This window comes from Streptomyces sp. NPDC052236 (assembly GCF_044548015.1).
Lineage (GTDB): Bacteria > Actinomycetota > Actinomycetes > Streptomycetales > Streptomycetaceae > Streptomyces.
In genome coordinates this window covers 1-24,503 of sequence record NZ_JBIUBL010000024.1, presented here as the reverse complement: position 1 = coordinate 24,503, position 24,503 = coordinate 1, and the positions used below count along the sequence as shown (strand labels likewise).

The 24,503-nt window shown below is 67.8% G+C and carries 23 protein-coding genes and 3 pseudogenes; 11 read left to right on the top strand and 15 right to left on the bottom strand.

Going from position 1 to position 24,503, the window contains the following annotated elements; genetic code table 11:
• Nucleotides 1-80 precede the first annotated feature (80 nt).
• A pseudogene (locus ACIHCQ_RS31950) lies at nucleotides 81-509 on the top strand (transposase); the annotation flags it as partial.
• 294 nt (nucleotides 510-803) lie between these two features.
• The gene (locus tag ACIHCQ_RS31945; RefSeq protein WP_399670183.1) at nucleotides 804-1,622 is read left to right on the top strand and encodes a DUF6042 family protein; all 819 of its coding nucleotides are present in this window, start codon (nucleotides 804-806) and stop codon (nucleotides 1,620-1,622) included.
• Between the two features lie 233 nt (nucleotides 1,623-1,855).
• On the opposite strand, the pseudogene ACIHCQ_RS31940 reads toward ACIHCQ_RS31945, so the two are convergent.
• The 3 genes and pseudogenes from ACIHCQ_RS31940 to ACIHCQ_RS31930 form a co-directional block, all read right to left on the bottom strand.
• A pseudogene (locus tag ACIHCQ_RS31940) lies at nucleotides 1,856-2,350 on the bottom strand (transposase family protein); the annotation flags it as partial.
• Between the two features lie 271 nt (nucleotides 2,351-2,621).
• Nucleotides 2,622-3,011 (bottom strand): hypothetical protein, encoded by a 390-nt coding sequence (locus tag ACIHCQ_RS31935; protein WP_399670180.1) that lies wholly within the window; start codon nucleotides 3,009-3,011, stop codon nucleotides 2,622-2,624.
• Between the two features lie 163 nt (nucleotides 3,012-3,174).
• The gene (locus tag ACIHCQ_RS31930) at nucleotides 3,175-3,609 is read right to left on the bottom strand and encodes an Rrf2 family transcriptional regulator (protein ID WP_399670177.1); all 435 of its coding nucleotides are present in this window, start codon (nucleotides 3,607-3,609) and stop codon (nucleotides 3,175-3,177) included.
• 129 nt (nucleotides 3,610-3,738) lie between these two features.
• On the opposite strand from ACIHCQ_RS31930, the gene ACIHCQ_RS31925 reads away from it, so the two are divergent.
• The gene (locus ACIHCQ_RS31925) at nucleotides 3,739-4,494 is read left to right on the top strand and encodes an SDR family NAD(P)-dependent oxidoreductase (RefSeq protein WP_399670174.1); all 756 of its coding nucleotides are present in this window, start codon (nucleotides 3,739-3,741) and stop codon (nucleotides 4,492-4,494) included.
• Nucleotides 4,495-5,029: 535 nt separating this feature from the next.
• Here ACIHCQ_RS31925 and ACIHCQ_RS31920 read toward each other — a convergent pair.
• The 8 genes from ACIHCQ_RS31920 to ACIHCQ_RS31885 all read right to left on the bottom strand — a co-directional run bounded on the left by ACIHCQ_RS31920 (nucleotide 5,030) and on the right by ACIHCQ_RS31885 (nucleotide 14,030).
• Nucleotides 5,030-6,103, bottom strand: coding sequence for a beta-ketoacyl-ACP synthase III (locus ACIHCQ_RS31920; protein WP_399670171.1), 1,074 nt, complete (start codon nucleotides 6,101-6,103; stop codon nucleotides 5,030-5,032).
• A gap of 200 nt (nucleotides 6,104-6,303) precedes the next feature.
• Nucleotides 6,304-7,911, bottom strand: a complete 1,608-nt coding sequence (locus ACIHCQ_RS31915; protein WP_399670168.1) for a wax ester/triacylglycerol synthase domain-containing protein — start codon at nucleotides 7,909-7,911, stop codon at nucleotides 6,304-6,306.
• 55 nt (nucleotides 7,912-7,966) lie between these two features.
• A complete protein-coding gene (locus ACIHCQ_RS31910) occupies nucleotides 7,967-9,349 on the bottom strand; it encodes an SDR family NAD(P)-dependent oxidoreductase (RefSeq protein WP_399670165.1) in 1,383 nt (460 codons plus the stop codon).
• A complete protein-coding gene (locus ACIHCQ_RS31905) occupies nucleotides 9,346-10,959 on the bottom strand; it encodes a prenyltransferase/squalene oxidase repeat-containing protein (RefSeq protein ID WP_399670162.1) in 1,614 nt (537 codons plus the stop codon). Before ACIHCQ_RS31905 ends, ACIHCQ_RS31910 begins: the two co-directional genes overlap by 4 nt.
• Nucleotides 10,959-11,882 (bottom strand): terpene synthase family protein, encoded by a 924-nt coding sequence (locus tag ACIHCQ_RS31900; RefSeq protein ID WP_399670159.1) that lies wholly within the window; start codon nucleotides 11,880-11,882, stop codon nucleotides 10,959-10,961. Before ACIHCQ_RS31900 ends, ACIHCQ_RS31905 begins: the two co-directional genes overlap by 1 nt.
• A gap of 149 nt (nucleotides 11,883-12,031) precedes the next feature.
• A complete protein-coding gene (locus ACIHCQ_RS31895; protein ID WP_399670155.1) occupies nucleotides 12,032-12,697 on the bottom strand; it encodes a hypothetical protein in 666 nt (221 codons plus the stop codon).
• Between the two features lie 438 nt (nucleotides 12,698-13,135).
• The gene (locus ACIHCQ_RS31890; protein ID WP_399670152.1) at nucleotides 13,136-13,363 is read right to left on the bottom strand and encodes a DUF6207 family protein; all 228 of its coding nucleotides are present in this window, start codon (nucleotides 13,361-13,363) and stop codon (nucleotides 13,136-13,138) included.
• Nucleotides 13,364-13,829: 466 nt separating this feature from the next.
• A complete protein-coding gene (locus ACIHCQ_RS31885; protein ID WP_399670149.1) occupies nucleotides 13,830-14,030 on the bottom strand; it encodes a hypothetical protein in 201 nt (66 codons plus the stop codon).
• Nucleotides 14,031-14,170: 140 nt separating this feature from the next.
• On the opposite strand from ACIHCQ_RS31885, the pseudogene ACIHCQ_RS31880 reads away from it, so the two are divergent.
• Nucleotides 14,171-14,479, top strand: a pseudogene (locus ACIHCQ_RS31880) (helix-turn-helix domain-containing protein); the annotation flags it as partial.
• 201 nt (nucleotides 14,480-14,680) lie between these two features.
• Here the strand turns inward: ACIHCQ_RS31880 and ACIHCQ_RS31875 are convergent.
• The gene (locus tag ACIHCQ_RS31875) at nucleotides 14,681-15,709 is read right to left on the bottom strand and encodes a serine hydrolase domain-containing protein (protein WP_399670146.1); all 1,029 of its coding nucleotides are present in this window, start codon (nucleotides 15,707-15,709) and stop codon (nucleotides 14,681-14,683) included.
• A gap of 5 nt (nucleotides 15,710-15,714) precedes the next feature.
• Nucleotides 15,715-15,945, bottom strand: coding sequence for a hypothetical protein (locus ACIHCQ_RS31870; protein WP_399670143.1), 231 nt, complete (start codon nucleotides 15,943-15,945; stop codon nucleotides 15,715-15,717).
• A gap of 273 nt (nucleotides 15,946-16,218) precedes the next feature.
• Here ACIHCQ_RS31870 and ACIHCQ_RS31865 point away from each other — a divergent pair, with 273 nt between their 5' ends.
• Both ACIHCQ_RS31865 and ACIHCQ_RS31860 read left to right on the top strand, forming a co-directional pair.
• A complete protein-coding gene (locus ACIHCQ_RS31865; RefSeq protein ID WP_399670140.1) occupies nucleotides 16,219-17,598 on the top strand; it encodes an erythromycin esterase family protein in 1,380 nt (459 codons plus the stop codon).
• Nucleotides 17,552-18,772 (top strand): hypothetical protein, encoded by a 1,221-nt coding sequence (locus ACIHCQ_RS31860; RefSeq protein WP_399670137.1) that lies wholly within the window; start codon nucleotides 17,552-17,554, stop codon nucleotides 18,770-18,772. Before ACIHCQ_RS31865 ends, ACIHCQ_RS31860 begins: the two co-directional genes overlap by 47 nt.
• 87 nt (nucleotides 18,773-18,859) lie before the next feature.
• Here ACIHCQ_RS31860 and ACIHCQ_RS31855 read toward each other — a convergent pair whose 3' ends face one another.
• The gene (locus ACIHCQ_RS31855) at nucleotides 18,860-19,606 is read right to left on the bottom strand and encodes a class I SAM-dependent methyltransferase (protein ID WP_399670134.1); all 747 of its coding nucleotides are present in this window, start codon (nucleotides 19,604-19,606) and stop codon (nucleotides 18,860-18,862) included.
• Nucleotides 19,607-20,076: 470 nt separating this feature from the next.
• Here ACIHCQ_RS31855 and ACIHCQ_RS31850 point away from each other — a divergent pair, with 470 nt between their 5' ends.
• A complete protein-coding gene (locus ACIHCQ_RS31850; RefSeq protein ID WP_399670131.1) occupies nucleotides 20,077-20,814 on the top strand; it encodes a formylglycine-generating enzyme family protein in 738 nt (245 codons plus the stop codon).
• Nucleotides 20,815-20,860: 46 nt separating this feature from the next.
• Here the strand turns inward: ACIHCQ_RS31850 and ACIHCQ_RS31845 are convergent, their stop codons facing one another.
• Nucleotides 20,861-21,340 (bottom strand): hypothetical protein, encoded by a 480-nt coding sequence (locus ACIHCQ_RS31845; RefSeq protein ID WP_399670128.1) that lies wholly within the window; start codon nucleotides 21,338-21,340, stop codon nucleotides 20,861-20,863.
• 130 nt (nucleotides 21,341-21,470) lie between these two features.
• Here ACIHCQ_RS31845 and ACIHCQ_RS31840 point away from each other — a divergent pair, with 130 nt between their 5' ends.
• The 4 genes from ACIHCQ_RS31840 to ACIHCQ_RS31825 all read left to right on the top strand — a co-directional run.
• Nucleotides 21,471-22,700: an MFS transporter gene (locus ACIHCQ_RS31840; protein ID WP_399670125.1), complete on the top strand. Its 1,230-nt coding sequence runs from the start codon at nucleotides 21,471-21,473 to the stop codon at nucleotides 22,698-22,700.
• A 297-nt stretch (nucleotides 22,701-22,997) separates the two neighbouring features.
• A complete protein-coding gene (locus ACIHCQ_RS31835) occupies nucleotides 22,998-23,159 on the top strand; it encodes a hypothetical protein (RefSeq protein ID WP_399670122.1) in 162 nt (53 codons plus the stop codon).
• Nucleotides 23,160-23,312: 153 nt separating this feature from the next.
• Nucleotides 23,313-23,435: a hypothetical protein gene (locus ACIHCQ_RS31830; protein ID WP_399670118.1), complete on the top strand. Its 123-nt coding sequence runs from the start codon at nucleotides 23,313-23,315 to the stop codon at nucleotides 23,433-23,435.
• Nucleotides 23,436-23,961: 526 nt separating this feature from the next.
• A partial coding sequence (locus tag ACIHCQ_RS31825) for a transposase domain-containing protein (protein ID WP_399670115.1) occupies nucleotides 23,962-24,503 on the top strand: 542 nt, incomplete at its 3' end.

Here is a 24,503-nt window from a genome sequence, read left to right as displayed (position 1 = left end):
GACGCCCTGTTCTCGGCCGTGCTTCCATGGCCGGGACTGCACGCCTGGGCGCACTCGCTTCCGGGCGGTACGTCCAGGGCATGAGTGAGCGACGCCGGTATCCGAGCGATCTGTCCGATGCCCGCTGGGAGCTGGTCGAGCCGGTCCTGGCGGCCTGGCGCTTCGAGCGTCGCGGCCGGGCACTGGCCTTCGGGCGCCCGCCCGAGCACGACCTTCGCGAGATCCTGGACGCGATCTTGTACGTGGACTGCACCGGGGTGCAGTGGCGCTACCTGCCACACGACTTCCCGCCCTGGGAGACGGTCTACGGATACTTCGCCACGTGGCAGAAGGAGGGCGTGTTCGCCCAGCTCAACGGCCTTCTTCGGGAGTTGGTGCGACTGAAGGAGGGCCGGAACGCGCAGCCGTCGGCCTGCGTGATCGACGCACAGAGCATCAAGACCTCAACCAACGTGCCGGCGTTCGGAGGCTCCGGTCGGCATCTCACACAGCTCTTCGGCCGTGATCGTCTCAAGACTCCACTCGACGCCACGGAGGTCGATGACTCCGTAATCACGCAGGAAGGAAGCGTTGTCGCCATGATCGAAAAGGAACTGTTCGACGACTTCGTCGGGCCACTGAAGTGAGGCGATCGCAGGGTCAGCGCGGAAATCGACAAAGCTGAGTCCGCCGTCACGACGGCGCACCATCAACGGATCGAGGTCAGGGAGCTTCATGCTGCCATCCTCCTCGACTGTGTGTTAGGCATTGAGCACACTGCGTACGCTGCGAGTGTTGGGCTGTTTTCAGGAGGAGTTGACCGGATGATCGACGACCCGTCTGTACCCGGGCCGCGCTCGGACATGGCGATGCACAACGACTGGTGGGCTGCGGGCTGGGATCACGTGTTGCCCCGCCAGGGCTTCCCGCTGACGATGCTGATCGGGACCGCGAGCCAGTCTGGTTTCACCGGTTCCCTCGACGACCTCCTCCAGGGGATCTTCGGGGGCAGCTGGGACATGATCGGCGGCAGCCTCGACGGTGCGCTCTCGTTCTCGTGGCCTGACGAGGAATGGGACTACACCGAGGCGCCGGAGGGGCGCGAGGCATACGAGGCGAGCCGCTGGGAGAAGTTCGGCGCGCTGCTTACGGCCGCCGGCTTCCCGGTGCCCACGACAGTGCGGGATTTGTCCGAGCTCTACCTGACGTGGGGTCTGGCTCGCCGAGAGGAGACGCCGACCGGTACCCGGTGGTCGATGCCCGTCGCACTGCCGTTGCCGCGCGACCTGCTGCCTCTGGGTGCCGACCTCACCAAACGGCTCGACCAAATCCGATGGACGTTGCGCACCGGCCCGCTCGTCGACGGGTTCATCAATTATCTGGTCGATGATCTGGGCGAGCCGCAGGAGGTGCTCACATCCCTGGACCGCCTGGCGGCTGCCACCGGCCAGGCTGCGGACGATGCCCGTATCGCCATTGCGGAACTCGTCCAGGCCGGTGACGCCCTGGTGTATCGAGGCCAGCAGCTGGCCGACGCAGAGCGGCTGGAGGCGCATCGGCGATTCCGCCTGGTCATGAACTGGGACCACCTCCACGCGACACGGATCGCGTTGATGAGAGCAGAGCCGACGGCGGGTGATTGAGACGGCCCAACCGCATTCCTGAACTGCGGTAACACCCCCGATAGGAAGCCCATGTCGCACCTTGTGCTACGGCCTCGCGCCGCCGTCAGCCCGGCGGCGGAGCCGGGACGGAAGTCGCCGGCGCCCCGGTGCTGTCCTTCCGGTGCCGAGGCCCACCAAGGGGTGAGGCGGGAGAGTCCCGCTGGGAGGATCCGCCAGTTCTTGAGGTGGGCGAAGCCGTGTTCGACCGGTGCACGGCCGACGGCGATGACGCGGTTGGCGGTCTTCTGGCCGGGGGTGAGCTTGTGGGTGCGGCTGGCGTGGAAGCCGGTGACGATCACGGGATCGAGTACGTCGCTGTCCAGGCCGCGGAAGCCGAGGTCCGCCAGGGCCCCGAGGCCGGCGGCGCGCAGGTGGGCCAGGACGTGATCCTGGCGGGCGGCGGTGTTGTCGTGGGTGCGGCCGGGCCGGGCGGCGGATATCCAGATCAGCCGACCCCTCTCGTCGGTCAGGGCGAGGAAGTGCAGGCCGTGATGGTGGTGTTTGCCGGAGTAGTTTCGCCGGTCGGCCTTTCCGGTGCGGCGCTGGGTGGCGATGAGGGTGCCGTCGATCAAGACCACCTCCCCGCCCTGCCTGGCGACCTTCTTCAGGGCGCGGTCCAGGCGCGGCGCCTGCGCGGCGAGCAGGGCGATCAGCTCGTCGCGCCAGCGGCGGACGGTGGACTCGGACACGTTGTTTCCACCGGCCATGTCGGCCAGGCGCTGGTCGTGGCGCAGCACGGCCAGGACGATCACCGCGATCTTCCCGGGCGGCAGGATCCGCCACCTGGACCGGATCACTTTCAGGTGACGTCGCAGCAGATCGGCGAGGTGGTTGACGGTGCGCGTGGACAGCGGCAGACGGCACTGGCAGACAAGCGGGCAGGTTTCCTCGGCGTGCTTTTTGGTTTTCGTCACACAATTCCAACGGCCGCCGGGGGCACCCCGGTTACGCCCGCGCCGCGCTGCCGCAGACGGCAGATCAGGTCACAGGCGGGTGGTGAACCGGCCATCGGACGCTGACGTCGATTCCCAGCGCGTCGCCGACCTGCCGGGCCATGACCGGACCGGCGGCCTGCCGCACGGCGGCGAGAATGCGCTGGTAGTCCGGCGGAAGGGTGGTCTCCTCCACGCCTGAGGTGCGGTGCGGGATCAGCATCACCGCACGTCCGCCCACCTGCCCGGGCGCCGGCGCGACAGAGGCGCGCTCGTCGGCGAGCTGTTCGCTCATCCGCTCAAGGACCCGCTCTGCGACGGCGAGCTCGTCCCGCTTGGCCCGCACCTCCGCCAGCTGCTTGGCCAGCTGTTCTTCGAGTTCGTCCAGCTCCGCGCACCGCGCGGTGATCCGTTCCAGCAGCTCGGGATCCAGCATGCACCGGATCCTAGAAGGCCGCCCGGTCACGGTGAGTGCGAACCGACAAGCTGGTCCTGGAGCGAGAGATGGCGCAACCGTCTTTGGCGTGACTGGTTGCCAGGCTATTCGCCGGCCTGGGCATGGATGGGGATCTTGGTGATGTCAGGGCGTAACGGGGAGGCTAGCGAGGTGCCGCGAGTACGTCCCGGAGTACGTTCTCGAGCGTGACGCGGGCCAGCTCGTGTCTCAGGGTCTCCTCGATGCCCTCGTAGATGCTCTGCATTGCCGGCTGGATGCCGTAACCCACCACGCATTCCTGGTCCGGGGTGGTGCGGTGCATCGCGAACAGCGGGCCGGGTTCCACTGCCTCGTACACGTCGAGCAGGGTCATCGACTCCAGCTCGCGCGCCAGCGACCAGCCCGCGCCCACGCCCCGCCGGGACTCCACGAGTCCGGCCCTGCGCAGCTCGCCGAGCAGCCGCCTGATCACCACGGGGTTTGTGTTCGCGCTGGTCGCGATCTGCTCGGAGGTGGCGACCTCATGGCCCTGGCGCTGGTAGAGACCGATCCAGGCCAGCGCGTGGGCGGCAATGGTCAACCTGCTGTTGGCACTCATGAACCCCTCCTCTCGGCCGCAACGCTTTATGTTACGACAGCACAGTCGTAACAGCGAAGGTTGCAACAGGTTGTCGTAACAACTAGCGTTGCGACTATCGGGGAAGGGTCAATCAACGAGGAGAGAAGAATGAGCAAGCCACTCACGGGCAAGGTCGCCCTGGTCACCGGGGGGTCGCGCGGACTGGGAGCCGCGACCGTACGACTGCTGGCCGAGCAGGGCGCCGACGTCGCTTTCACCTATGTCAGCTCCGAGAAGCAGGCGCAGGCTGTCGTCGACGAGGTGCACGACAAGGGAGCGAAGGCCGTCGCCTTCAAGTCCGACCAGGCGGACATGAGTCGGGCGCCGGCGCTGATCGACGACGTGGTCGCGCACTTCGGCGGCCTGGACATCCTCGTCAACAACGCGGCGATCTCGGTGGAGCAGGGCCGCACGGTGGACGACCCGGACGCCGACACCGCCGCACTGGACCGAATGCACGCCACCAACTACCTCGGCGTGATCGCCGTCATCCGGGCAGCCTCCCGAGTGCTGCGCGCGGGCGGCCGCATCATCACGGTGAGTTCCGGACTGGGCTCCCGGGTCGGTGCCCCGGGCCTTGCCGACTACTCGGCGACCAAGTCAGGGATCGAGAGGTACACCATGGGGGTCGCACGGGACCTCGGGCCCCGTGACATCACGGCCAACGTCGTGGAGGCCGGACTGATGGAGGGCGGCATGCAACCGCCGGACCCCGAGACCCTCAAGGCCCTGGTCAGCTCGCTGTCCCTGCAACGCATGGGGCACCCCGACGAAATCGCCGCGGCGATCGCCTTTCTCGCGAGCCCCGCCGCGTCGTACGTCACGGGCGCGGTGCTGGACGCCCACGGCGGCTACAACGCCTGAACCGGAACCCCTGCCGCGCGCCCCGAAGGGCATCGCGCCTTCGGGGCGCGCACCGCCGACGACCCGCGCGTGCGTGGACGGCTCCCACGTGCGCGCGAAAGAGGCCCCTTGATGGGGTTACCGCCTTCCGCCCTTGCTCGCTTCACTGGCGGGTGTCCGGTCCAATTCCCGGGCCGAGAGAGCTGGACTTCGAGGGGCGAGTAACGGTTTTGGCCGTGAACGATATCCGAGCGTCGGCCACTGCGCTCACCTCCCTTGGGGTGACTCCGCACCGGCTGGCGGATCGGTCACAGGTCCCGCTGCCGGCCGGGGCGATTGGGCTTCCGCTTGTCGTTGCAACCGCAGGAGAGCCCACCAGATGGCCATGACGCAGGGCGCCCGGTACGTACGTACTGGCTGAACTCGATGCGACGACTGCGGTGTGTGGGGAGGCGGCGACAAGGATCCGCATGGCGCTGTGGCCGTTGAGCCCGCAGTCACCCAGTTCTTTTGCCGACATCCATGCCGCTGACGGTCATGCCGGAGAACAGGTCGTTCAGGTGATTGCCTGGAGGCCTGAGGGCCACAGCAGGGTGGTGGCTGCCCAGGTGAAGCCGGCGCCGAAGGATGCTACGAGGACTCGGTGGCCGGCCGCCAGCTGTCCCTTGACTGCGGCATGGCTCAGCAGCAGGGGGATGGAGGCCGCGGATGTATTGCCGACGTGGGCGATGTTGGACGGCACGTGCTGCGGAGGAACTCCGAGGGCGTTGGCCACGGCGGCGTTGATACGCGCGTTCGCTTGGTGGACGATCAACCGGTCGATGTCCTGGATGGACCACTGTGCTGCGGTCGCTGCCTCTCGGGCCACTTGGTCCATGCGGCGCACCGCATGGCGGAATACTTCATTGCCCTTTATGTATACGTACCGTTCTTCGCGGGCGGAGGCTGAAGGGTTGCGGGAGCCGCCTGAGGGGATCTGGACAGCGTCCGCGTGCTCGCCGTCACTGCCCCAGGCAACTGGCCCGAGAGCGCCGGGTTCGCCGGCGCGTCCGGAAGCGAGCACGACTGCGCCTGCCCCGTCTGCGAAAATCGGGGCCGTCGACCGGTCAGCGGGGTCGATGATGGCCGACATCTTCTCCGCTCCAATGACCAGTACGGTACCGGCGGTGCCCGCGTGGATGAGCCCCGCTGCCACGGTCGTTGCATAAACGAAGCCCGAGCAACCGGCGCCGACATCGAATGCCGGGACGTGGCTCAGTCCAAGCCTGTGCGCCACCAGCGGGGCGGTGCCTGGCACGTGATGGTCCGGCGTGGCGGTGGCCAGGACTACCGCGTCGACGTGTTCGACTCCCGCTGCCTTCATCGCCCGCAGCCCTGCCTCTACCGCCATGTCGCTCGTGGCCATGCCCGGATCGGCGATGTGCCGGCTGGCGATGCCGATTCGCGTTCGAATCCACTCATCCGACGTGTCCAGGCGTTCGGCCAGGTCGGCGTTGTCCACCTGGCGCGGCGGAAGCCACGAACCCAGGCCAATCAGTCGAGCGGCACGTGGTGGCAGGGCAGAGGTGGCGTCGCTGGAAGAGATCACCGGTGCAACGTAAGCCTGGGGGCGTGAGCGTGTTCGCCGCATTTCCCGTGGTCATCCGTTCGTGTAACCGCCAGCAGCGAAAGGCCCTGGGCCTCGTGTCCCAGGACCGACCGGTCACCTGCGAAAAGCCTGCTTCAGCACGAGCTTGCTGCTCGACGGGTGCAGCGGGTGAAGGCACGCCCCGGCAGGGGAGCCGGGCCCGTGGCGTGTGACTACCTCTGGTTCTCAGTGTGGCGCCGACCTCACTCGGGGATGGCGAGGCCCCCCGCCTCCGCTGTACTGTCCCCGGCTGTGGTTGGTGACTGGGCGTGTGCCGCTGCCCGTTGGGACACCAGATCGACGACGGCGGTCACTGTGGGCGCCGTCGCCAGATCGTGTTCGGTGATGAGAACGCCTAGTCGGTCTTCGAGGGTCATGGACAGCACGGTCACGGCCATGGAGTCGATGCCTGCCTGTGCCTGAGTGGCGTGTGGGGTGATCGGCGCGGCCGGAAGGGCTGCCTGATCGACCAGAATGTTCTTGATGAGCGCGAAATCAACGGTGTCTGCGCTCTCACCATTGCCCACCGGGGGACCCTGGAGCGTCGCGCCAACGTCTGCGGGTTGGATGGGCATCAGATGGCCCTCTGGCTGGGGGAGTTCTTCAAGGGCGTCCTGGAACAGGCTGGGCAGTCGGCGGATCCCGGGCAGGGCTGCGTCGGTGACGAAGCAGACGCTGGTGGTTCCGTTGTAGCTGCAGGCCACGACCGAGGCCGGCTGGTTGCGGGGAAGCCAGTTGAACGGCTGGACGCGGGTGACTGGGTCCTGTTCGTAGCGAAGGGGCCGGTGGATGGCGATGTGGGAGGTGGTGATGGTAGCCCGCTCTGGTGTGGTGAGCCGGGTGGCCAGGGCATGAAAGGCCCGTGCGGGGGTGAGATCCATCAGGGAACGCATGGCCTTGTGCCGGGCGGGGTCTTTGGCGGCCCGGGTGGCGGCGATGACGTGGTCGAGTCGGCTTTCGGCCGATGGCTCGTGCCACGGCAGGGGGGCCGAGGCGAACGTGCACAGATTCCCGGGGCGGTCGCGCTCCTGGGCTCGGCGCAGGTTGACCAGCGTGACGGCGGGCAGCGGCCCGCCGGTGCCTCGACCCCAGTAACTCGAACTCCACGCGCGCAGGGCTCCACTCAGGGTGGCCAGGAACCCGTCGTTCGTGTCGCCGCCACGCACGGTTGCCGCCGCCCGCAGGAGCTGCGTGGGTACGTGCGCCCAGTTGACGTCGCGCTCTCCGGTCAGAGGCCGTGCGGCGTCGTTCCACACGCCATTGGCGGCGGAGGCGGCGATCATGCCGCGCGCCGTATCGAGGTGGGTCCCGGCACCAGCCGGCGCCCTCAGGTCGGCGGTGAGTGTGGGGCCGGTGCCGAACAGAGTGATCAGGGTGCCGATCAGGCCCATGCCGTCCTGTGTACTGTGGTGCGCCCGATAACAGATCACGTAGCGGCCCGGGGCGTAGCCGGACAGCAGCCAGACGTCCCAAAGCGGGCCCATATCCGGCAACGGGCGAGAGACCAGGCTCGTCAGGGCGGTGCCGAGGGACTCATCACCTGGCGTGACGTGCTGCTCGCGGACGCGCTTGTTCAGGTCGGGGGCCGGGTCGTGGTGCCAGCGGGCTTTGAGCCCGGGGCCGTGGAGATAGTGGGTGAGGCGCGGCTCGTGCTCCAGGTGGGAGGCGATATGGCCGCGGAGTTCTCCGATGGGGGGAGGAGTCCCTTCCAGGTGGAGGATCACTCCGATGGTCTGGGCGATGGAGGGGTGGGTCTGGGCCATGTGGTGCATGGTCAGATCCATGGGGGTGGGGCGAAGGGGGACGCGCATGTGTGGTGTTCTCCGGGCTGGTGTTGGCAGTCGTCCGTGTCCGGGCCGGGGGGCGTCAGGCCGGGGTGAGTCGGAAGACCCGCAGGCAGCGGCCTGAGCGTTGGGCAAAGGAGACGTAGGCGGGCCAGACCTGGACGAGGTGGTCCCAGGCGGCGGTTCGTTCACTTCCCTCGAGGAGGGTGGCGTTGACCGGCTGGGTGTGTCCGCGGCGAGTGATGCTCGCTCGGGGTGTGGCCTGCAGGTTGTGGGACCAGGCCGGGTGGTGGGTCCGGCCGAAGTTGCTGTCGACGACGAGGTAACTTCCGTCCGCTTCCAGGTGGCACAGCAGGGGAGTCTGGCGGGGTTGCCCGCTGAGGCGACCGGTTGTGGTGAGCATCAGCGAAGGCAGCATGGCGGGCATGAGGAGCATCCGGCCCCCACTGAGGCGGTGAGCCGCCCGGTCGATGCCCGGCGCGACATGCGACATGACGCGTACGAAACGGACGTTTTCCCCGGCTTTCTTTAATACGCGCAGCGCGATGCCGTCCGTCCTGGTCCCGCCGAGGGCTTCGCGGTCCGACCGGGCGGATGTAACGTCCGCAGGGCGGGGGCGGGGGAGCGCGTAGTCGCGGCGGCTGCTTCCGCCGGTTGAGGCCGCCTTGCGCGTGAGTTCGGGAGCCATGGCGTAGGCGCGGTAGAACGACGGCAGGTAGCCGGGAATGTCGACCGTGGGCCGGCGGCTGCCGATCGCCGCCACGGTCGCGGCCGCGACCTTCTCCGGCGATGTGGCTGGCAGGAAGTCGGTGATCCTGGGCATACGGGACGAGGGGACGTGGACCTTGAAGAAGTCGGTGCCGGCGACCGTGGCGGGGCGTACCAGGGTCACGCCGATGCCAGAACCTGCCAGCTCGATGCGCAGCATCTCGGTGTATGCCTCGATGGCGGCCTTCGCCGCGGCGTAGGCCGCCGACGGTCCCTTGACGAAGACCCGCCCCGCGGCCGAACCCATCGCCACGATCTGCCCACCGCCGCCGGCCCGCATCAACGGCAGCACCGCTTTGACCGAGTACACCAGGGCGTCGTAGGCGGTGCGCATGGACAACTGGGCCTGCTCGACGCTCATCTCTTCGACATCCGCCCATTGGATGTAGGCGGCATTGTGGACCAGCACGTCGATCCGCCCCCGCTCCGCGTGCACTTCGGCAATCCACCCCTCGAGGGCGGCGCGGTCGGTCACGTCCACTTCCGCGAACCTGACGGACGCCTTGCCGGGCAGCTGGGCGAGGTCGGCAGCGGCTCGCTCAAGGCCGGCCCGGGAGTTGTCGCACACGTGCACATGGGCGCCGGCCGTGACCAGGGCACGCGTCAGGGCCCAACCGATGCCGGCCGCACCTCCCGTGACCAGGCATACGCGCCCGGACAGTGATGCCAAGGCCGACTTGGATCGGAACGGATTCATGGGGGTGTCCTTTCGGCGGGCCGCGCACCGCTGTGACTGCGCCTGGGCACGACGATGTGCGAGGGCCGGATGCGGCGGGTGAGGTGGCCCAGGGCGATCAGGGTGAAGGCGTCGGTCAGCAACGGGACGTGATACGGGAAAGGACGCGGGCCCAGCATGTCGGGAACCGAGGTGATGCTGCCGTCGGGACGCTGCTGAGCAAGCAGGTAAGCCGTGGCACGCACAGCCGGAGCAGGGTCGAACTGCCCGGCAAGGACGATCAGGGCATAACCGGTGCTGATCGCATCGCTCGGGGTACCCTCCTGCTGCCCGAAGCCCCCATCCGCGTTCTGGCTGTCCCGTACCAGACCGGTGATCCGCTCGCTCATGCCATGGAGGGTGGCGGCGGATTGCCGCACATGCTGGTGGGCGAGGTGCGCTCTGAAAGGGGTGTGGAGGCGGCTGCTGCTCCAGCCGGGAGGGAAGGAGCCGTCGGGTCTTTGGCAGTCGGCGAGGAATCGCAGAGCAGGCTGCAGGAGATGCTCGTGGCGCCGGCCTTGTGTGCTGAGCGCGCTGATGGCGGCGGCGGTCATGCAGGCCTCGGAGGGAGTGCCCGACCCGTACGTAGGGAACCCGCCGTCCTCGCCACGGACCGCGATCAGAGCGTCCAGACCGCGCCGGATCGGCCCACGGTAGGCGTCCGCGTCCAGGCGATGCAGGAATTCGATCGCGACGGTGGTGCAGTCCGTATCGGCAAGCTGAGCTTGATCGCTGTAGGACCAGCCGCCGTTTTCGTGCTGGACGTGCAGCAGGTGTCGGGCGATGCGGTGCAGCACCCGGCGCGGTGCGCCGGCGACGCACAGTGCAAGCCCTGCGGTGACCGTGCCCCATGTATCGGTGTCCGTGACGAACGGCATGCCACCGTCCTCACGCTGATGGATGAGCGCGGTACGCAGACCGTCGGCAACGAGGTTTTCCAAACCCGGCACGTCCACCAGGGCGTGCAGAACCGAGAGATGGATGAAGAGGTTTCCCTCCCAGACAGCCCCTGGCCGCTGGGTAGACGCCAGCAGGGCGACATCCTTGTCAGCGACCGGGGTCCTACCAGCCTCCTTGCCGAGGATGGCCTTGACGGCAACGGCCTGCACAGCAGCCCAGGGATGCAGAGCCCTCACGCCGAAGGCGCTGGGTGCGGAGGGGTCGTGCGCGGTGGCCGCGCCGAGCACCGTGAAGATGGAGTGGACGAGGGCGCGCTTACGGGCCCCGGCGAAGTCTGGTACTCGGCTGACGATTTCCTCCAGCGCCTGGTGATGCGCCGGATACCCGGTGCCCCGGCCCAGAGCGGCGGCGGCCACGGCCGAGTCCATCAGGTCGCCGCTCTGCCCATTGCGCTCCAGGAAGCGCACGATGCGCTCCCGCGCGTCACGGTGGCCGTGCCCGCACCGGCCAAGAAGTGCCAGGGTGAGTGCGGATTCAAGGACCCGGCTGCGGCAGGCGTCGCGTACGGCACCGTCCGCTCCGACCCGATTCAGCAGATGCGCCAGAAGCCGGTTCCGTCCAGCAGGCAGCGCGACGGGGAACTGCGACGGGAGCCAGGCAGGGGGAAGCTGGTTGGCAGCAGGCGGTCTCATCAGCGGAACAGTCCTTGAGTGCACGACAAGAGCGGTGGAATGCGGACAGGCAGGGGGCCGGTCAAACCTGATCGGTCACATACCTCGCGACCCCCCGTCGGCGACCAGCGCGCGTCGAAGCGGCCGGTGAAACCGAGCCAGTGCAGCGTCGCGGCCACAAAGGATGCGAGGGCGGCCACGTAGCGCCGCACCGACTCTTGTTCCGGCCCGGGAGCAGCCCCAGCAGTCAAAGAGGCGGCAAGCGCGTGGAAGTCTTGTAGCCGCTCGTCTCGCATGCTCGTCGCCCACTTCCGTGCCGAGGGCAGGGAACAGCCGTGTTCACGCCCCAGCACGGTCACCAGGTTGTCGCGTCCCTGCCGCAGGTCGTCCTTGGCCGAGACCAGGTCATTGGTCCAGCCCGCCACATCAGCCGCGGCCAGCCGTAACGCCTTCATCCGCCGTTCCTCGCCAGGCAGAGTCGGCCAAGGAGCGCCGGCGGTGCACTCCACGATGTCCGCCATGGGCAGTGCGGTAATGGTTCTGCGCCGCAGCTTGACGTAGGCGCTCAGCTCCAGCCTGGCCCGCTCTCGACGGCTCGTGGCCTCCTCATACGTAGCGAGGGCGAAGTCTCGGTAGTCGGCGATGAACCGGTTCCGCCACTGCGCGGACATCCGGGGAGCCGTACGCGCCCACAGGTCGCCCAAGGCGGACTCGATCGCGCCGCCCGAACCGCCCGCGCCGCCCGAACCGCCCGCGCCGCTCCGGGAGATCACGTCCAGCAACCGGCTGAACAGCGCCTCGACCTCCTGTGGGCGGCTGCCAAGCCCGCCACGGTCGAACCGGTCATCGATCAGACAGATGAACGCAGCCCACTGTGCCGTCAATTCCACGTCACAGGCGCGGGCACCCGGCACCATCAGGACAGCGAATTCGCCCAGCCGCATGGCAGCCAGACGTTTCTCCTCACGAGCTCCAGTAACCAGCCCCAAACCCCGCGCCCACGCCAACACTCCAGCGCCGCCCCCTTCAACACGGACACCACTCGAGGTGACCGGATTAGCCCGATCGGCGCCAGGCTGCACTGACATCGCACTCAGCCGAGAGCCGGAACCACATCGACACGGCCTGAGACCGTGGCCAGACTGCTCCCGCTGGGCACGGGCGGCGCGCTGAACGCCCGGGTGAATACAGTCGCGGCGTCCGGCGTGAGCATCGTGTTGAACGGCCTGCCCTCAACTGCGCCAGGTGACTCCAGTGACGGCATCGTGACCGTGATATCCCTCATGTCGATCTCGTACGTCGACAGAACAACAGGCTGTGCTGCTTCACGTCCGACAGCGGCGTCCACCGACATCGTCCGCCGGGCCAGATCACCGTGCGCCTGAGTTAGGCGCAGACTTTGCCCGTCCGAGGCCCTGGTGAAGGTCACTTCCCCATCCGCCGTCCAGGCCCCTTCGGACACGTCGAGGCTGATGTCACCCCTCATGGGCCACTGCACGCACGGTGTCGGCCCCGAAGAGTCCAGTACAGCCGGAGCGCCGGCCGAGACGACGACACCGTCCGCTGCCAGGTGCTGGGCAGCGGCAGGAGACAGGCACCAGGTGACCACCCCGGCGACTGGCATCACGGGTCCCGCAGCCACGGCAACGGATACGGCCGCAGCGATGGCGGAGACGGAAACCAAAGCAGTGGTCAGCACAGCACGACGCCGCATGAAGAAGCCTTCCGTAGGGGGCCCGTCAGAATCGCGCACGACCACTTCGGCACTGAGTGAATAAACGTTTACGCACCTGGAAGTTCACCTGAAGGAGAGCTCGTCCGAAGCACAACGGCCGCGCCGAGGCCGCCATCCACCCGCCTTCCGGTTACTGTTTCCCACCTGCCCTTGGGACGGTGTCCACGCAGTCGATCGCTGTCCAGTCCTGTCCGTGGCGTGGTTTCTTGCCCCTCGACCAGCCGACGGGGGCGCCTTTACTGATGCGTTACCAGTTGATCAGCATGATGCCGCCGCCGGCTCCGCTGGCCAGGCCGAACAGAGCGGATTTCGGGCCAGGCCGTAGCCGGCCCTCTTCGGTAGCGAGGGCGAGTGCCGCAGCACCCATGTTGCCGCGGGGGAAGGGCCGCCGCTGCGCTCGGCTTCTGCTGGGGGCTCGGGCCGGAGGCAGCAGCGGCCCAAGGGGCCACGCCTGCCCCGGCGCTAGAGCGTCGGCTCGCTCTGCGCGGCCGGGGGATGCCGTCGTAGGTCTGCGTACAGCAGTGCCGTCACCCCCGGCTCGCCGGGCACCCGCCGCAGCGCCGTGCCGGAGGTCGCCCACCGGCGGTCCAGCTCAGCCATCGCGGCGAGCACGGTTGCTTCGTCGGCGGCGGTGATATCCAGAACCAGCAGGCCCGGCTCGGACACGTGCTGTTCGTCGACACGGTCCATGACCCGCACGACGCGGGTCGGTACCAGGCCGGTTCGCCGATGGCCCGCGCACCAGCCTCACGAGTGATCGTCGGCGTAAGGCGTACGGGGGGATGTCGTCGCCCTCGTCATCCTTGGCTCAAACATTACGGACATGACGCAGATCGGTCTGGGTGCTGGCAGTGTGGGGGTGCGTCCGTCGCTCGCCCACCCATGCTGGGAGGTTCCATCGCATGGCTCACACGGCCCGTCCTGACTCTCGTAGCCCGGCCCTCCGCCCCGACCTCGCCCTGGCCCAGGACTGCGAGCAATGCTATCGATGGGCACTGTCGTCACACCGGAGAACCGCCACGAGCTGTGCCCGGCCTGCCAGCACCCCATCAGCGCCTCTTCTCCAGTGTTCACGTCCCCGCAGCGGCTGGAGGGCGGTGGGCTACCGGGCGTCCGGCCGCTGTGGCGCCGGCTCAGAGGTTCTTGCACCGAGTCCTCAGGCGCTGTGCGGTCCGCGGCCCTTCGCCTTCTTCGGCGCGGCGTTCCTGGCCTTCTTCGCGGCCGGGCCGGTGCGGCGGGACTTCGCCGCTTTCACGCTCTGCTCCAGGGCGGCCGTCAGGTCCACAGCCCCGCCGTCTTCGACCGGCGCGGTGTCCGGGGCGCGGGGCGGCTCTAGGCCCTCCAGCCGGGCGGCCACGGCCTCACATCGAGTTCGACCTGTAGGTCCCCGAACAGCCGTGAGGGCCCGAACCGCCCCACCCCGCCCGCACGACAGCGCCCCCGTCCCGGCAGCTTGAGTTCTAACGGTCGTCGCAACACCCGACCTTCGGGAACGCGATGGACTTCGAGATCCACAAGATCCGCTCATCTCAGGGACGCAAGAAGCTGGTTCGTGAGCGGGAGGAATACTTACGGATCATCGGCATCAGCCGGCGGAGCGGCAAGCGATGGCGCAACGGAACAGCTCCAACGAAGAACAGACCCGGCTTGCCGGCGCACACAGTGCGGGCAAGCCGGGTCGTTTCATCGTCTCGGTACCTGACACAGGAGGAGCGGCTCTACATCGCAGACATGGTGCGGGAGAAGAGCACGGTCCGGAAGATCGCGGCGGACCTGAGGCGGAGTCCCTCGACCATCAGCCACGAGATACGCCGCAACCGGACTCCCATCAAGGGCCAGTACCGCCCTTACGTGGCGCAGGCCCGTGCCAAGTCACGCCGGCCTCGCCCGAAGCCGCACAAGATGAGCTGTCGTTGCAGGCGCGGAGGCAGCAAATCGCGCACCTGTCTAAACAGCGGGTTCGCCAGCGGAGGCTGCGTCAAACCTGTCGGTGTGGGCTGCCCCCGGTCAGGCGCCGGTGGCGGCCGGGACGGGGTCCGGACCGGGTCCGGAGCCGATGATCTCTGCGAGCAGGTTGAGGCCGGGACGGTCCACGGGGCGGGCGTTGGCGTTGAGGATGACGACTGCAGCCTGGTGTTCGGGGGCTATGGCCAGCAGGCTGCGGTAGCCGCCGGTGCCGCCGCTGTGGAACAGGATCCGGTGCTGGCTGCGGGGCAGGTTGGCCGAGAGCCAGCCGGGATGGACGGCGGCTCTGGCGTTGATGCGGTGGGCGGTGGTGTGGGTGAGTGCGATGGCTTCGGTGAGTTCTTCGGGTGCGGGGCCGATCTGGGCCCGGGCCAGCGCGAGCAGGTCGGGCACGGTGGAGTGCAGGCCGCCGGCGCCGGCGAGGGCGGCCAGGTGCCAGGGCGGGAGGGGGCGGCCGGTGCGGGAGTGGCCGGCGGCCAGTCGTGCGGTGCGTCCGGGGTCGAGAACCACGTGAGTGTCGGTCATGCCGAGGGGCCGGCAGATCTCGGCCTGAATAAGCGTGTCGTAGTCGGTGCCGGTGTGGCGTGCCAGGGCGAGCCCGAGCAGGCCGGCGCCGAAGTTGGAGTAGCGGAAGCGGGTACCGGGCACCGACCGCAAACGGGTGCGCCGCAATCCGTCCAGCAGGAGCTCGCCCGTGCAGCCGGCGTAGGGGTCCGACCGGAACAGGCCTCGCGGCAGGAGGCCTTTGGGCAGCCGGGGCAGGCCGGAAGTGTGGCAGGCCAGGTGAGCCAGCTTGATGACCTCACCGCCGCGTTCGGGAGCCGTGATGTCGCGGGGTAGCAGGTCGCGAAGCGGTTGGTCCAGCCCCACGGCGCCACGCACGGTGAGCTGGGCCAGGGCCAGCGCGGTGAACGTCTTGGTGACGGAACCGATCTCGAACAGCGTGCCGGGGTCTGCGCCGTGCAGTGCGGACTGCCCGTCCCGGACGGCACCCACCACGACGACGCCACGCTGTCGGGCGCCGAGCCGCTCCGCCGTTCGTCGTACCAGATCATCGAAGAGCGAGGTCATGATCGTCAGGCCTCCGTCCGGCCGAACAGGCGTCGGCCGCCGTACTTCTTGTGTACGGCCTGCTTTGAGACCCCCAGCGCCTCGGCGATCTGCGTCCACGTTGTCCCTGCCACCCGCGCCCGGTGCACCAGAACCTCTTCCTGTCCTTCCAGGCGGTGGCGCAGCGCGGCTGCCTCGCGCAGTGCTTCGATGGGATCGGTGTTCTCGGTGATCGACGAAATATCAACTTTGATCATGCGTCAACCTTAGTTGACCTTCCCCTCGATCGTCAACCTAAGTTGACGGCATCGGTGAGGTGCCGAGAGTTGTCGCAGTCGGCTCTTCCCCCGGCATTGCAGCGACACTGTTGGCGAATTCAATCCGTCGCGTTGTGCGTCAGCACTGCCGTGCGGCTCTTCAGGATGACCGTTGCCGCCGGGGTGGGCGGCTGGGCCTGACGGCTTTGCTCACTGAGTGGATGACGGCATGGGTAGTGTCATCGGGCGTGGCGGCGACGGAGGGGGAAGGCCGTGTCTGATGAGGTGACGAGTTGGTTGGCTCGGACCGCTTTACCGCTGAGCGGCCTGACCGCGGGCGTGTCCACTGCTGACCTCCAGCCGCTGACGAGCATTCTCGACGGCGTGCGGATCGTGGGCTTGGGGGAGGCCACCCACGGGACGAGTGAGTTCTTCCAGCTCAAGCACCGCCTGCTGGAGTTCCTCGTCGAAGAGATGGGATTTTCGGTCCTGGCCATGGAGGCCGGCGCATCGGCCGGCCCAGCAGTGGACGCCTACGTCCGCCAGGGCGTCGGTGACGCCGCGGGGGTGCTGGCCGGGCTGGGGTTCTGGACCTGGCGGACCCGTGAGGTACTCGGGATGATCGAATGGATGCGCGAGTACAACCGGGGGCGCCCAGAAGGGCGAAAGGTGCGTTTTGCAGGTATCGACCCGCAACAGTGTGGCGGCTCCCTGGCTGTGCTCGGCTCCTTCCTGCGCAAGGTGGCACCAGATCGCGAGGCCGGACTTCTCTCCCCGCTCCGCGTGCTCGCCAAGGCATATCCGGGATCGCAACCTGATCCTCAGCGGCGCCTGGTGCACGATGCAGAAGAACTGCTGGGGTTCCTCCGTGGACGCGGCCCCGGAGCGGCCGACGCTCTCCGGCATGCCCGAATTCTGATGCAGGCCGCCGACTTGGTGACGCGAGCCAGGCAGCACACGGACCCGGAGCAGACCGTCTTCGCCGCACGCGACCGGTCCATGGCCGAGGCCGTCGGGGAACTCCTCAATGATCCATCCACCAAGATCGCCCTCTGGGCTCACAACGGGCACATCACCAAGAGCCGTCACGGTGGCGCGGTACCAGCGATGGGACAGCACCTGCATACACGGTACGGCGACGCCTACTACGCACTCGGCCTGCTGTTCGGCAGCGGCTCCTTCCGCGCCCGTCGGATGTGGCCCGGCCCTTGCCCTTGGTCTCGTCCCCGAGCCGGCGCCCTCGTCACCAACCGGATCGGCCCCGCCCGCCCTGACACTGTGGAAGCCCAGCTCGCCACCGCCAGTCCGGGCAACCACCTCGTGGACCTGCGCAGCGCAGCCAACGCGCCGACGGCAGTACGGGAATGGCTCAACGGTCGGCATCGCATGCGAAGCTTCGGCGCCATGGTGCCGCGCTGGATTTATCGCTTCAACCTGAGCCCTGCCTCCCTGGCCGAGGAGTACGACGGACGGCCTACGTCGCAGTGTCGACCGGTTCCTAACCTCTCCCGACCCCCTAGACGCCCCCATTCCCGGCCGAAGCAAGCTCAAGAGCAGACTGCGGAAGCAACGCGGACCGCTGATCCGCTGTCACAACGGCTACTCAGTGGGCTGGAGGGCTCATCCATCCGCCCCTGCCCTGCCCGAGGATGACCCGTTCGTCCTACACGCGCGGAGTCTGCGTCGCGGCTTCCGCCTGGAGGGCACCTCCCGCTACAGCGACGACATCTGGCGGCTCTATGCGGCCCAGCACAAGGAACACGAACGCGCGCTGATCCTGAACTTCCCAACCATCCCGTCGCGGTTCCGCCCCGCGGCCAAGAAGCTCTTGTACAACCTGCTGTCGGGACCGCTGCCCGAAGGTGAGGACCGCATGGAGATCGCTTCAGTGTGGGGGACCTTCACCGCCATCAAGCGGTTCCTGGTCTGGTGCGACAAGCGGTGGCCCGACGACCGGACCGATCTGTCCGAGCTGACCGGCCGGGACCTGGACGACTACCGAAAGCACCTCCTGATCGCGATCCCCGACTCGACCGACCGGCGGCAAACTGTCAGGGCCGCCCCGCGGCTGCTCTGGCGCTGGCGCACCAACCTGGGCGTCGACGCCCTGCTGTTCGACCCGTTGCACCTCGACGGCTGGAGCGATTCCAGAAAACGGCGTCACCGCGAGAACGCCACCCACCGGCTGCCCGAGCTGGTCCTGGGCCCTCTCCTGGGCTGGGCTCTACGGACCGGATCGCTCTACCGGCGACTCACCGAGGACGGCCGCAACCGCAAGATCCTGCACGCCTTCCAGACCGGCCTGGATCAAACGCCCTACGCCGTCTACGAGATCCGCCGCATCACCTTCGTCGGCCGTACGAAGGACTGCCGCCGCTGGCACGGCAAGAAGTGCACCGAGCCGAAGTGGTGGTGCGGCCGTGACCGCACCGCCCGGTGCCGTCGTATCCATACCGTCGTAGACGAGAACGGTGTCCCGGTCGAGGCGGAGCCGTACTGCCCGGGTCCGGACCGCTGTCGCGGAAAGCAGAAGAAGGGGCATACCTGGCGATCGGTCCGCACGGTCTACGAAGGTCGCCGCGAAAGGGCCGAGCTCATCGTCAGCCGCTTCGCCGAACGCTCCCAAGGGCGCGTCCGCCTGGTCACCGGGGCGGCCTCCGAGATCCGCCGCGCCCACTACCTGCCCGCCACCGAAGGCTTGCCCCAGTATCGACGCGTTCATCGTCGCCGCCCCGCCGGAGTCGCCGACAAGCAGCGCCCTGGCTTCGAGAAGAAGTGGACCGAGCGCACCGGCCGCGACCTCACCCGCTTCAGAAGCTGTGTCTGAGCGTTGCATGACAAGCCGAGTGGGGCTTCGACACAGGTCAGGACCTTACCGCAGTTAGGCGGATCTATCTCCTGACCTGCTCAGGTGTCAACGGGTAGCAACGGCCAAGCTGACTACGTAGTGCTCCTCGACCGTTCCGGTCGGGAAGACTTCAGCCAGGAGGTCACGCTCCACAGCCAGGAACCTGGTGGTGGCGTTCTTGTCGAGGACAAGGAAGTCGGAGTAGCTGGCGAGGTTCGCGAGATGTGTATCGAGTGGGATGCTCCTGGTCCACGACACCTGGCGTGTGGTGAAGCTGAGTTCGGGCGGCAGGCCGCGGAATCGGGCCATTGGGTCGGGTTCGTTATCTTCTGCGCCGAAAAGGCGGCGCAGGCGGGCGTCTTGGTCGGCAATCCAGGGGACAGCGCTGTCCGAGTCGTTCCACCAGAGGGCGAGTGCACCGCCAGGGTGCAGTACTCGGAGGGCTTCCGGGACGGACTTGTGCGGGTCAGTCCAGTGCCAGGCCTGGGCATAGACAAGGATGTCGATGGACTCGGCGGCAAGCGGCAGGTTGTTGCCGTCCCCGAGCACGAGAGGGACGTCGGGCCGTTTGAGGCGGAGCTGGGAGGCCATGCCGGGGCCGGGTTCGACCGCGATGACGCGCGCACCACGGCTGTGGAGGAGGGCGGTCGCCAGTCCGGTGCCAGCACCGATGTCCGCGACGCGGGCGCCCTTTAAGGGGCAGTTGGCGAGTTCCTCAACCGCATCGAGCAGGGCGGGCGGATACGAAGGGCGGTTCGCGGCATAGCTGGCGGCGGCTTTATCGAAGGAACGGGCCTGCGAAGTGATCGTCATGCGACCATCCTCGGCGGTTCGAATGCGCCTGGCACAGTTTTTTTGACGTCTCTTCTCCCCGGCACGGCGTCCGGGGTCCCGACGGTGGCTTCGTAGGTGTGAACGGACACCGCCTGTCAACGAGTTTGGACACCACTTGTCGATCACAGGTCCGCGAAATGTCGCTGAGAAATGACACCACTCCCGCAGTGATCTTGCTCGTCCTCGGGATTGTGATGATGACCGCCAGTCGGCCCACATTCCTCTGAACGACGCGGTTCGGCGTCGCTGGGTCAGTTGTCGGTGTTCACATGAAAATGCTCAGCCCGGTACGTGCGAACGTGCACCGCTCGCCATGTCGAAGCACAGCCGGAGCGGCGGCCACAAGGTCCTGGTTCCAAGGTCGCTGTCGAGGTAGGCCTATCAGCCGATGTTCGCCCCGCCCATCGATGTGATCATGAGGGCTGTTCGATCGAGCTGAGGAGAAATCCATGCGGGTGGAGCAGGTGGACTGGGTTGAAGTCCCGGCCGGGTTGCTGCGTCGAGGTACGCCGATTGACGAGGTGGCGGAGGTGGCCCACCGCTATGCCGACACCGGGGTGCCAGTGGAGTGGTACCAAAAGGAAGCCCCGCGCGCAGAGATCCACCTCCCGGCATTTCGGATCGCCCGTACCCAGGTCACGGTCGGCCAGTGGGCACTCTTCGCGGCAGCCACCGGCAGGCCGATCCCGCAGGAGCCGGCGGGCCATCCGGTCATCGGGGTCACCTGGGACGCTGCGACGGCCTACTGCCAGTGGCTCGGGGAACAGCTCGTCGGCCTGGAGGTGCGGCTTCCCACGGAGGACGAGTGGGAGCGCGCTGCCCGTGGCGACGACGGCCGGGAGTTCCCGTGGGGTGCGCAGTACCACACCGGCCTGGCCAATCTGGCGGACCTGGGCATCGGCACCACGATGCCGGTCGGCTCGTTCCCCACGGGCGCGAGCCCTTTCGGGGTGTTGGACATGGCTGGCAATGCTGACGAGTGGACCTCCACCCTCTTCGCCCCCTATCCGGGGGCTCCCACCGAGGTGCCGGACACTGAGGACTGGGCATTTGATCCGCACGTTACTCGAGGCGGGGCGTTCCGCCACGACCGGGATTTGGCCCGGTGTGCCCGTCGGCACGGTGCTTACGAGCAAGATCTGGCGGCGATAGGTGTGGGCTTTCGCCTGGCGGCACCGACCGAGTAGAACGGCACGCCGTATACGCGAGCACCGCATGACGCGCGGCATCTCCTCAAACCTGTGCACTTTCGTCTGTACCGGCCGGTGCACATTCAGGTGTACGCCGACATCCCCTCGCGTCGAGCTGTGCAATCTTCTCCTCGGCCGCGGCGCGACTGACAGATAGCCCCTCGACGTCACCAAGCCAACCCTCGCGTTCGGCCTCTTCGATCCGCTCCGTGAGGTTGTCGCGAATTTCAATAAGGCGCTGCTTTTCCGTGAAGTCGACGATGAGATCTGGGCATCGGGCACACGCATGTTCATGAGCGCAGTCGGTGCCATAAGCTCGCCCGCAGTCACCAAGGGCGAGTTTGCGCCGCTCAAAGTGTCCCAGGAACTCCTGCCACTCTTCCGGCGTGACGGCCCTGTATTCTTCAACGGGGCGAAGTGCACGACGGCGAGCAATGAAGGCCCGGTGAGCCTCGATGGCGTCCGATGGGTAAATAGCTAATGGTGGAGTCGGGTATTGGAACTGCCTGAATGCCTGCCTCATGGGTCCGTCCTGTTGTTTGACGTGGTGTCATATAGCGATGTATCTCGGGCGCGCGGGTGGCGTGCGTATGCCCTGATCTCGCCGGAGGCGCTTGCCCTCGAGCTACTTGAGGGCCTTAGCGTCAGCGGCCATGGCATCCCTTGACACCGCCCGGCCCGTCTCAGCGCGCCCGGCCCTTCCTCGCATGTATCTCGTCTGGCTCGTCGGTACCCGTGCCTCGCTGCTCGGTGATGCTGTTCTGTACTTCGCACTCGGCTGGGCAGCCAGTGCCCATGGTGGCGGGATGGGCGCTCTGGTCCTGACCGCCATTACCCTTCCGCGCACCTTGCTGCTGTTGCTGGGTGGTGCCGTCGGTGACCGGTTCGGCGCTCGCCGGGTGATGATCATCGGGGACGCCGTGATGCTCACGGCCACGCTCATACTGGCCCTGGTGGGCTTGCGCCTGGGAGCATCTCCCTGGCTCCTCGTCATGGTCGCCGCCGTGATCGGCACGGTCGATGCGTTCTATCTGCCGGCCACCGGGTCCATGCCCCGCCGTCTGGTGGGGAAGGACCAGCTCCCCCGGGCGTTGGCCCTGCAGCAGGCCGGCGGCCAGATCGCCTCATTGCTCGGGGCTCCGGTGGGCGCCGTACTCGTCGCGGCCGCCGGGCTGACCGGTGCGGCAGTCGCCGATGCAGGCACCTTCGCGATCGTCCTCGTGGTGCTCGTATGCGTCCGGCCGGCCTTCGACGTCGAACGGTCCCCTCGCGGGGCGGGTCTCCTGGCGGGGGCGGTCGACGGCGTGCGGATCGCCGTGGGGGATCCGGTCCTGCGGCCCGCGTTGCTGCTGACGGCCGCTGCTGCGTGCTTCCTCCTGCCGGTGGTGTCCCTGCTGAACCCGCTCCTGGCGCGGGAGCACGGCTGGAGTGCGGGGGTGGCCGGTCTGGTTGCCGGTGGTCAGAGCCTGGGGATGGTCTCTGTGGCGCTGGTGCTCTCGCGACGGGGCACCCTGGGCCGGATCGGCGTGGGTGCGGCGTTGGGGCTGTGTGTTTCGGCGCTGGGAATCGCTGCGGTGGCCATGGCTGAGACAGCCGCCGTGGCCGTGGCTGGAGGAATCGTCGTCGGTGCGGGCTCCGGGATGTTCGCCTGCCACATCGGTCCGCTGGTGCTGACCAACATCCCCGACACCCACCTGGCCAGGATGCAGGCGTTGCTGATTCTCGTTCAGAGTCTGGCGCTGGTGGTGGGCAACAACGCGCTCGGCGCACTCACCGACGCCCAGGGGGCCACGATCGCTGCGGCGGTGTGCGCGGTGGGTGTCTGCGCCGCAGGGATCGTGGGTCTCGTCTTGAAACCGATCCGTTGCCTGCGTCAGAAATGAAGTGGGGCAGGTCATCTGGTTCGCGGTGTATCGCGGCGGCTGACGTCGGCGGCGTAGGCGGCCCAGTCTCCGGCTGATGCCTTCTGCCACTGGACGGCGACTTGGATGTGGACGCCGAGCATCCGGGCGAGGATCGCGGCAGGAATCTCGGTGGCGAGGGTGAACAGGGCGGTGGAGCGGTCTTGTTGGGGTTGGATCCCGATCTCGTGGAGGCGCTGGCCGATCCGGTCGTCGCCGAGGGGGTGTCCGGGGCGGCCTCCGGGGAACAGCCAGGGGACGTCGTCCGGGGTGCCGATCTTGGCTTTGCCGCGGCGGGTCGTGATGAGTTCGCGGATCAGGGATGCCAGCGGTTCGGGAAGGACGATCGGCGAGGTGCCGAACGCGATGGTGACGGTGTCGTCGGTGATGTGGACGTCGGTGACGGCGAGGTGGCTGATGGTGGCGATCTTCTGGGCGTAGAGGATCAGCAGCAGGCCGGCGACGCGGTCCGGGGTGGGCAGGGTGTTGTCGTGGAGGAGGCGTCGGGCGTCGGCCCAGCGTTTCTCGCTGTCGATTGCGCTGCGGGGGCCCGTCCAGCGGACAGTGCCGTAGGTCAGGTCGCGGGCCGGCCCCGTGCTGGGCGACTACCCATTCGCGCGCGGTATCGCCGAGGGCTACCTGGAGGACTACCGCATCGCCGTCATCGGCATACGGGACAGCCAGGCCCGAGCGCTGCTGGCCAAGAAGGGCGTCTGAGCAGGACGCGAAACTGTCTGACACGGCTACTCAACCTCCTGCACATCCCTGGGTACCCCCACATCACGGCTGCGGCAAAATCGTTCGGCATCCCTCCAGCCACCCTCCGCAAACAGGTTCGGGACATCGAAGCCGCCCTGGGCACCACCGTGATCGCCCGGACCAATCCGCTGTCCATCGCTCCGACAGGAGCCGCCTTCCTCGGTGAGGCGCGGCATCTCATTGCTTTCTCGACAACGGAGCGACACCAAAGTCGGTCATGCCCGGTTAGTGAGACCGGGGGATCACCACGCCCCAGTCGGTGCGCAAGATCCCCTTCAGGAACCTGCGGTTAACGGACTCCACCTGTTTGGTTTCATGGCGGAGCTTTCGCTCCCTGCACGGCCAAGCGCACTACTCGCGACGAGACGCGTCAGGGACGATGGACGGGGCGTGGCCGAGAGTCGGTTGGAACTGGCCCGTCTACTCTTAGACCCAATGCTGGTGACTTAGATGTCCTGGGCTCGTTGGTTGTGGTGTGGCGAGGGTGGGGCAGGTCAAGTCGCCTGCGGGTGAGCGTTTGTCGGACCGGATCGCGATCGGGGTGCTGACGCGGGCGTTTCCGCCGGAGTTGGTCGATGAGGTGATCGCGGAGACCGGGCGGGTCGAGCGGCGCAGTCGTCTGCTGCCGGCCCGGGTGGTCGTGTACTTCGTGCTGGCGATGTGCCTGTTTTTCGGCCAGCCCTATGAAGAGGTCGCACGTCTGCTGGGTGAGGGGCTGAAGGGCGGGCGAGGGTCGTGGCGTGTGCCGACGACCGCGGCGATCGGGCGGGCGCGTCGGCGCCTGGGCCCGGAGCCGCTGAAGGTGCTGTTCGCGCGGGTGTGCCGTCCGGTGGCCGTGCCCGAGACGGCCGGCGCCTGGTATCGGCGGTGGCGTCTGGTGGCCGTGGACGGCACAACCCTGGACCTGGCGGACACCGTGGCCAACGACGACTTCTTCGGCCGCCCGGGGTCTGGGCGCGGGGTGGGTGCGTTTCCGCAGGCAAGGATGGTGGCAGTGGCCGAGTGCGGTACCCACACGGTGTTCGG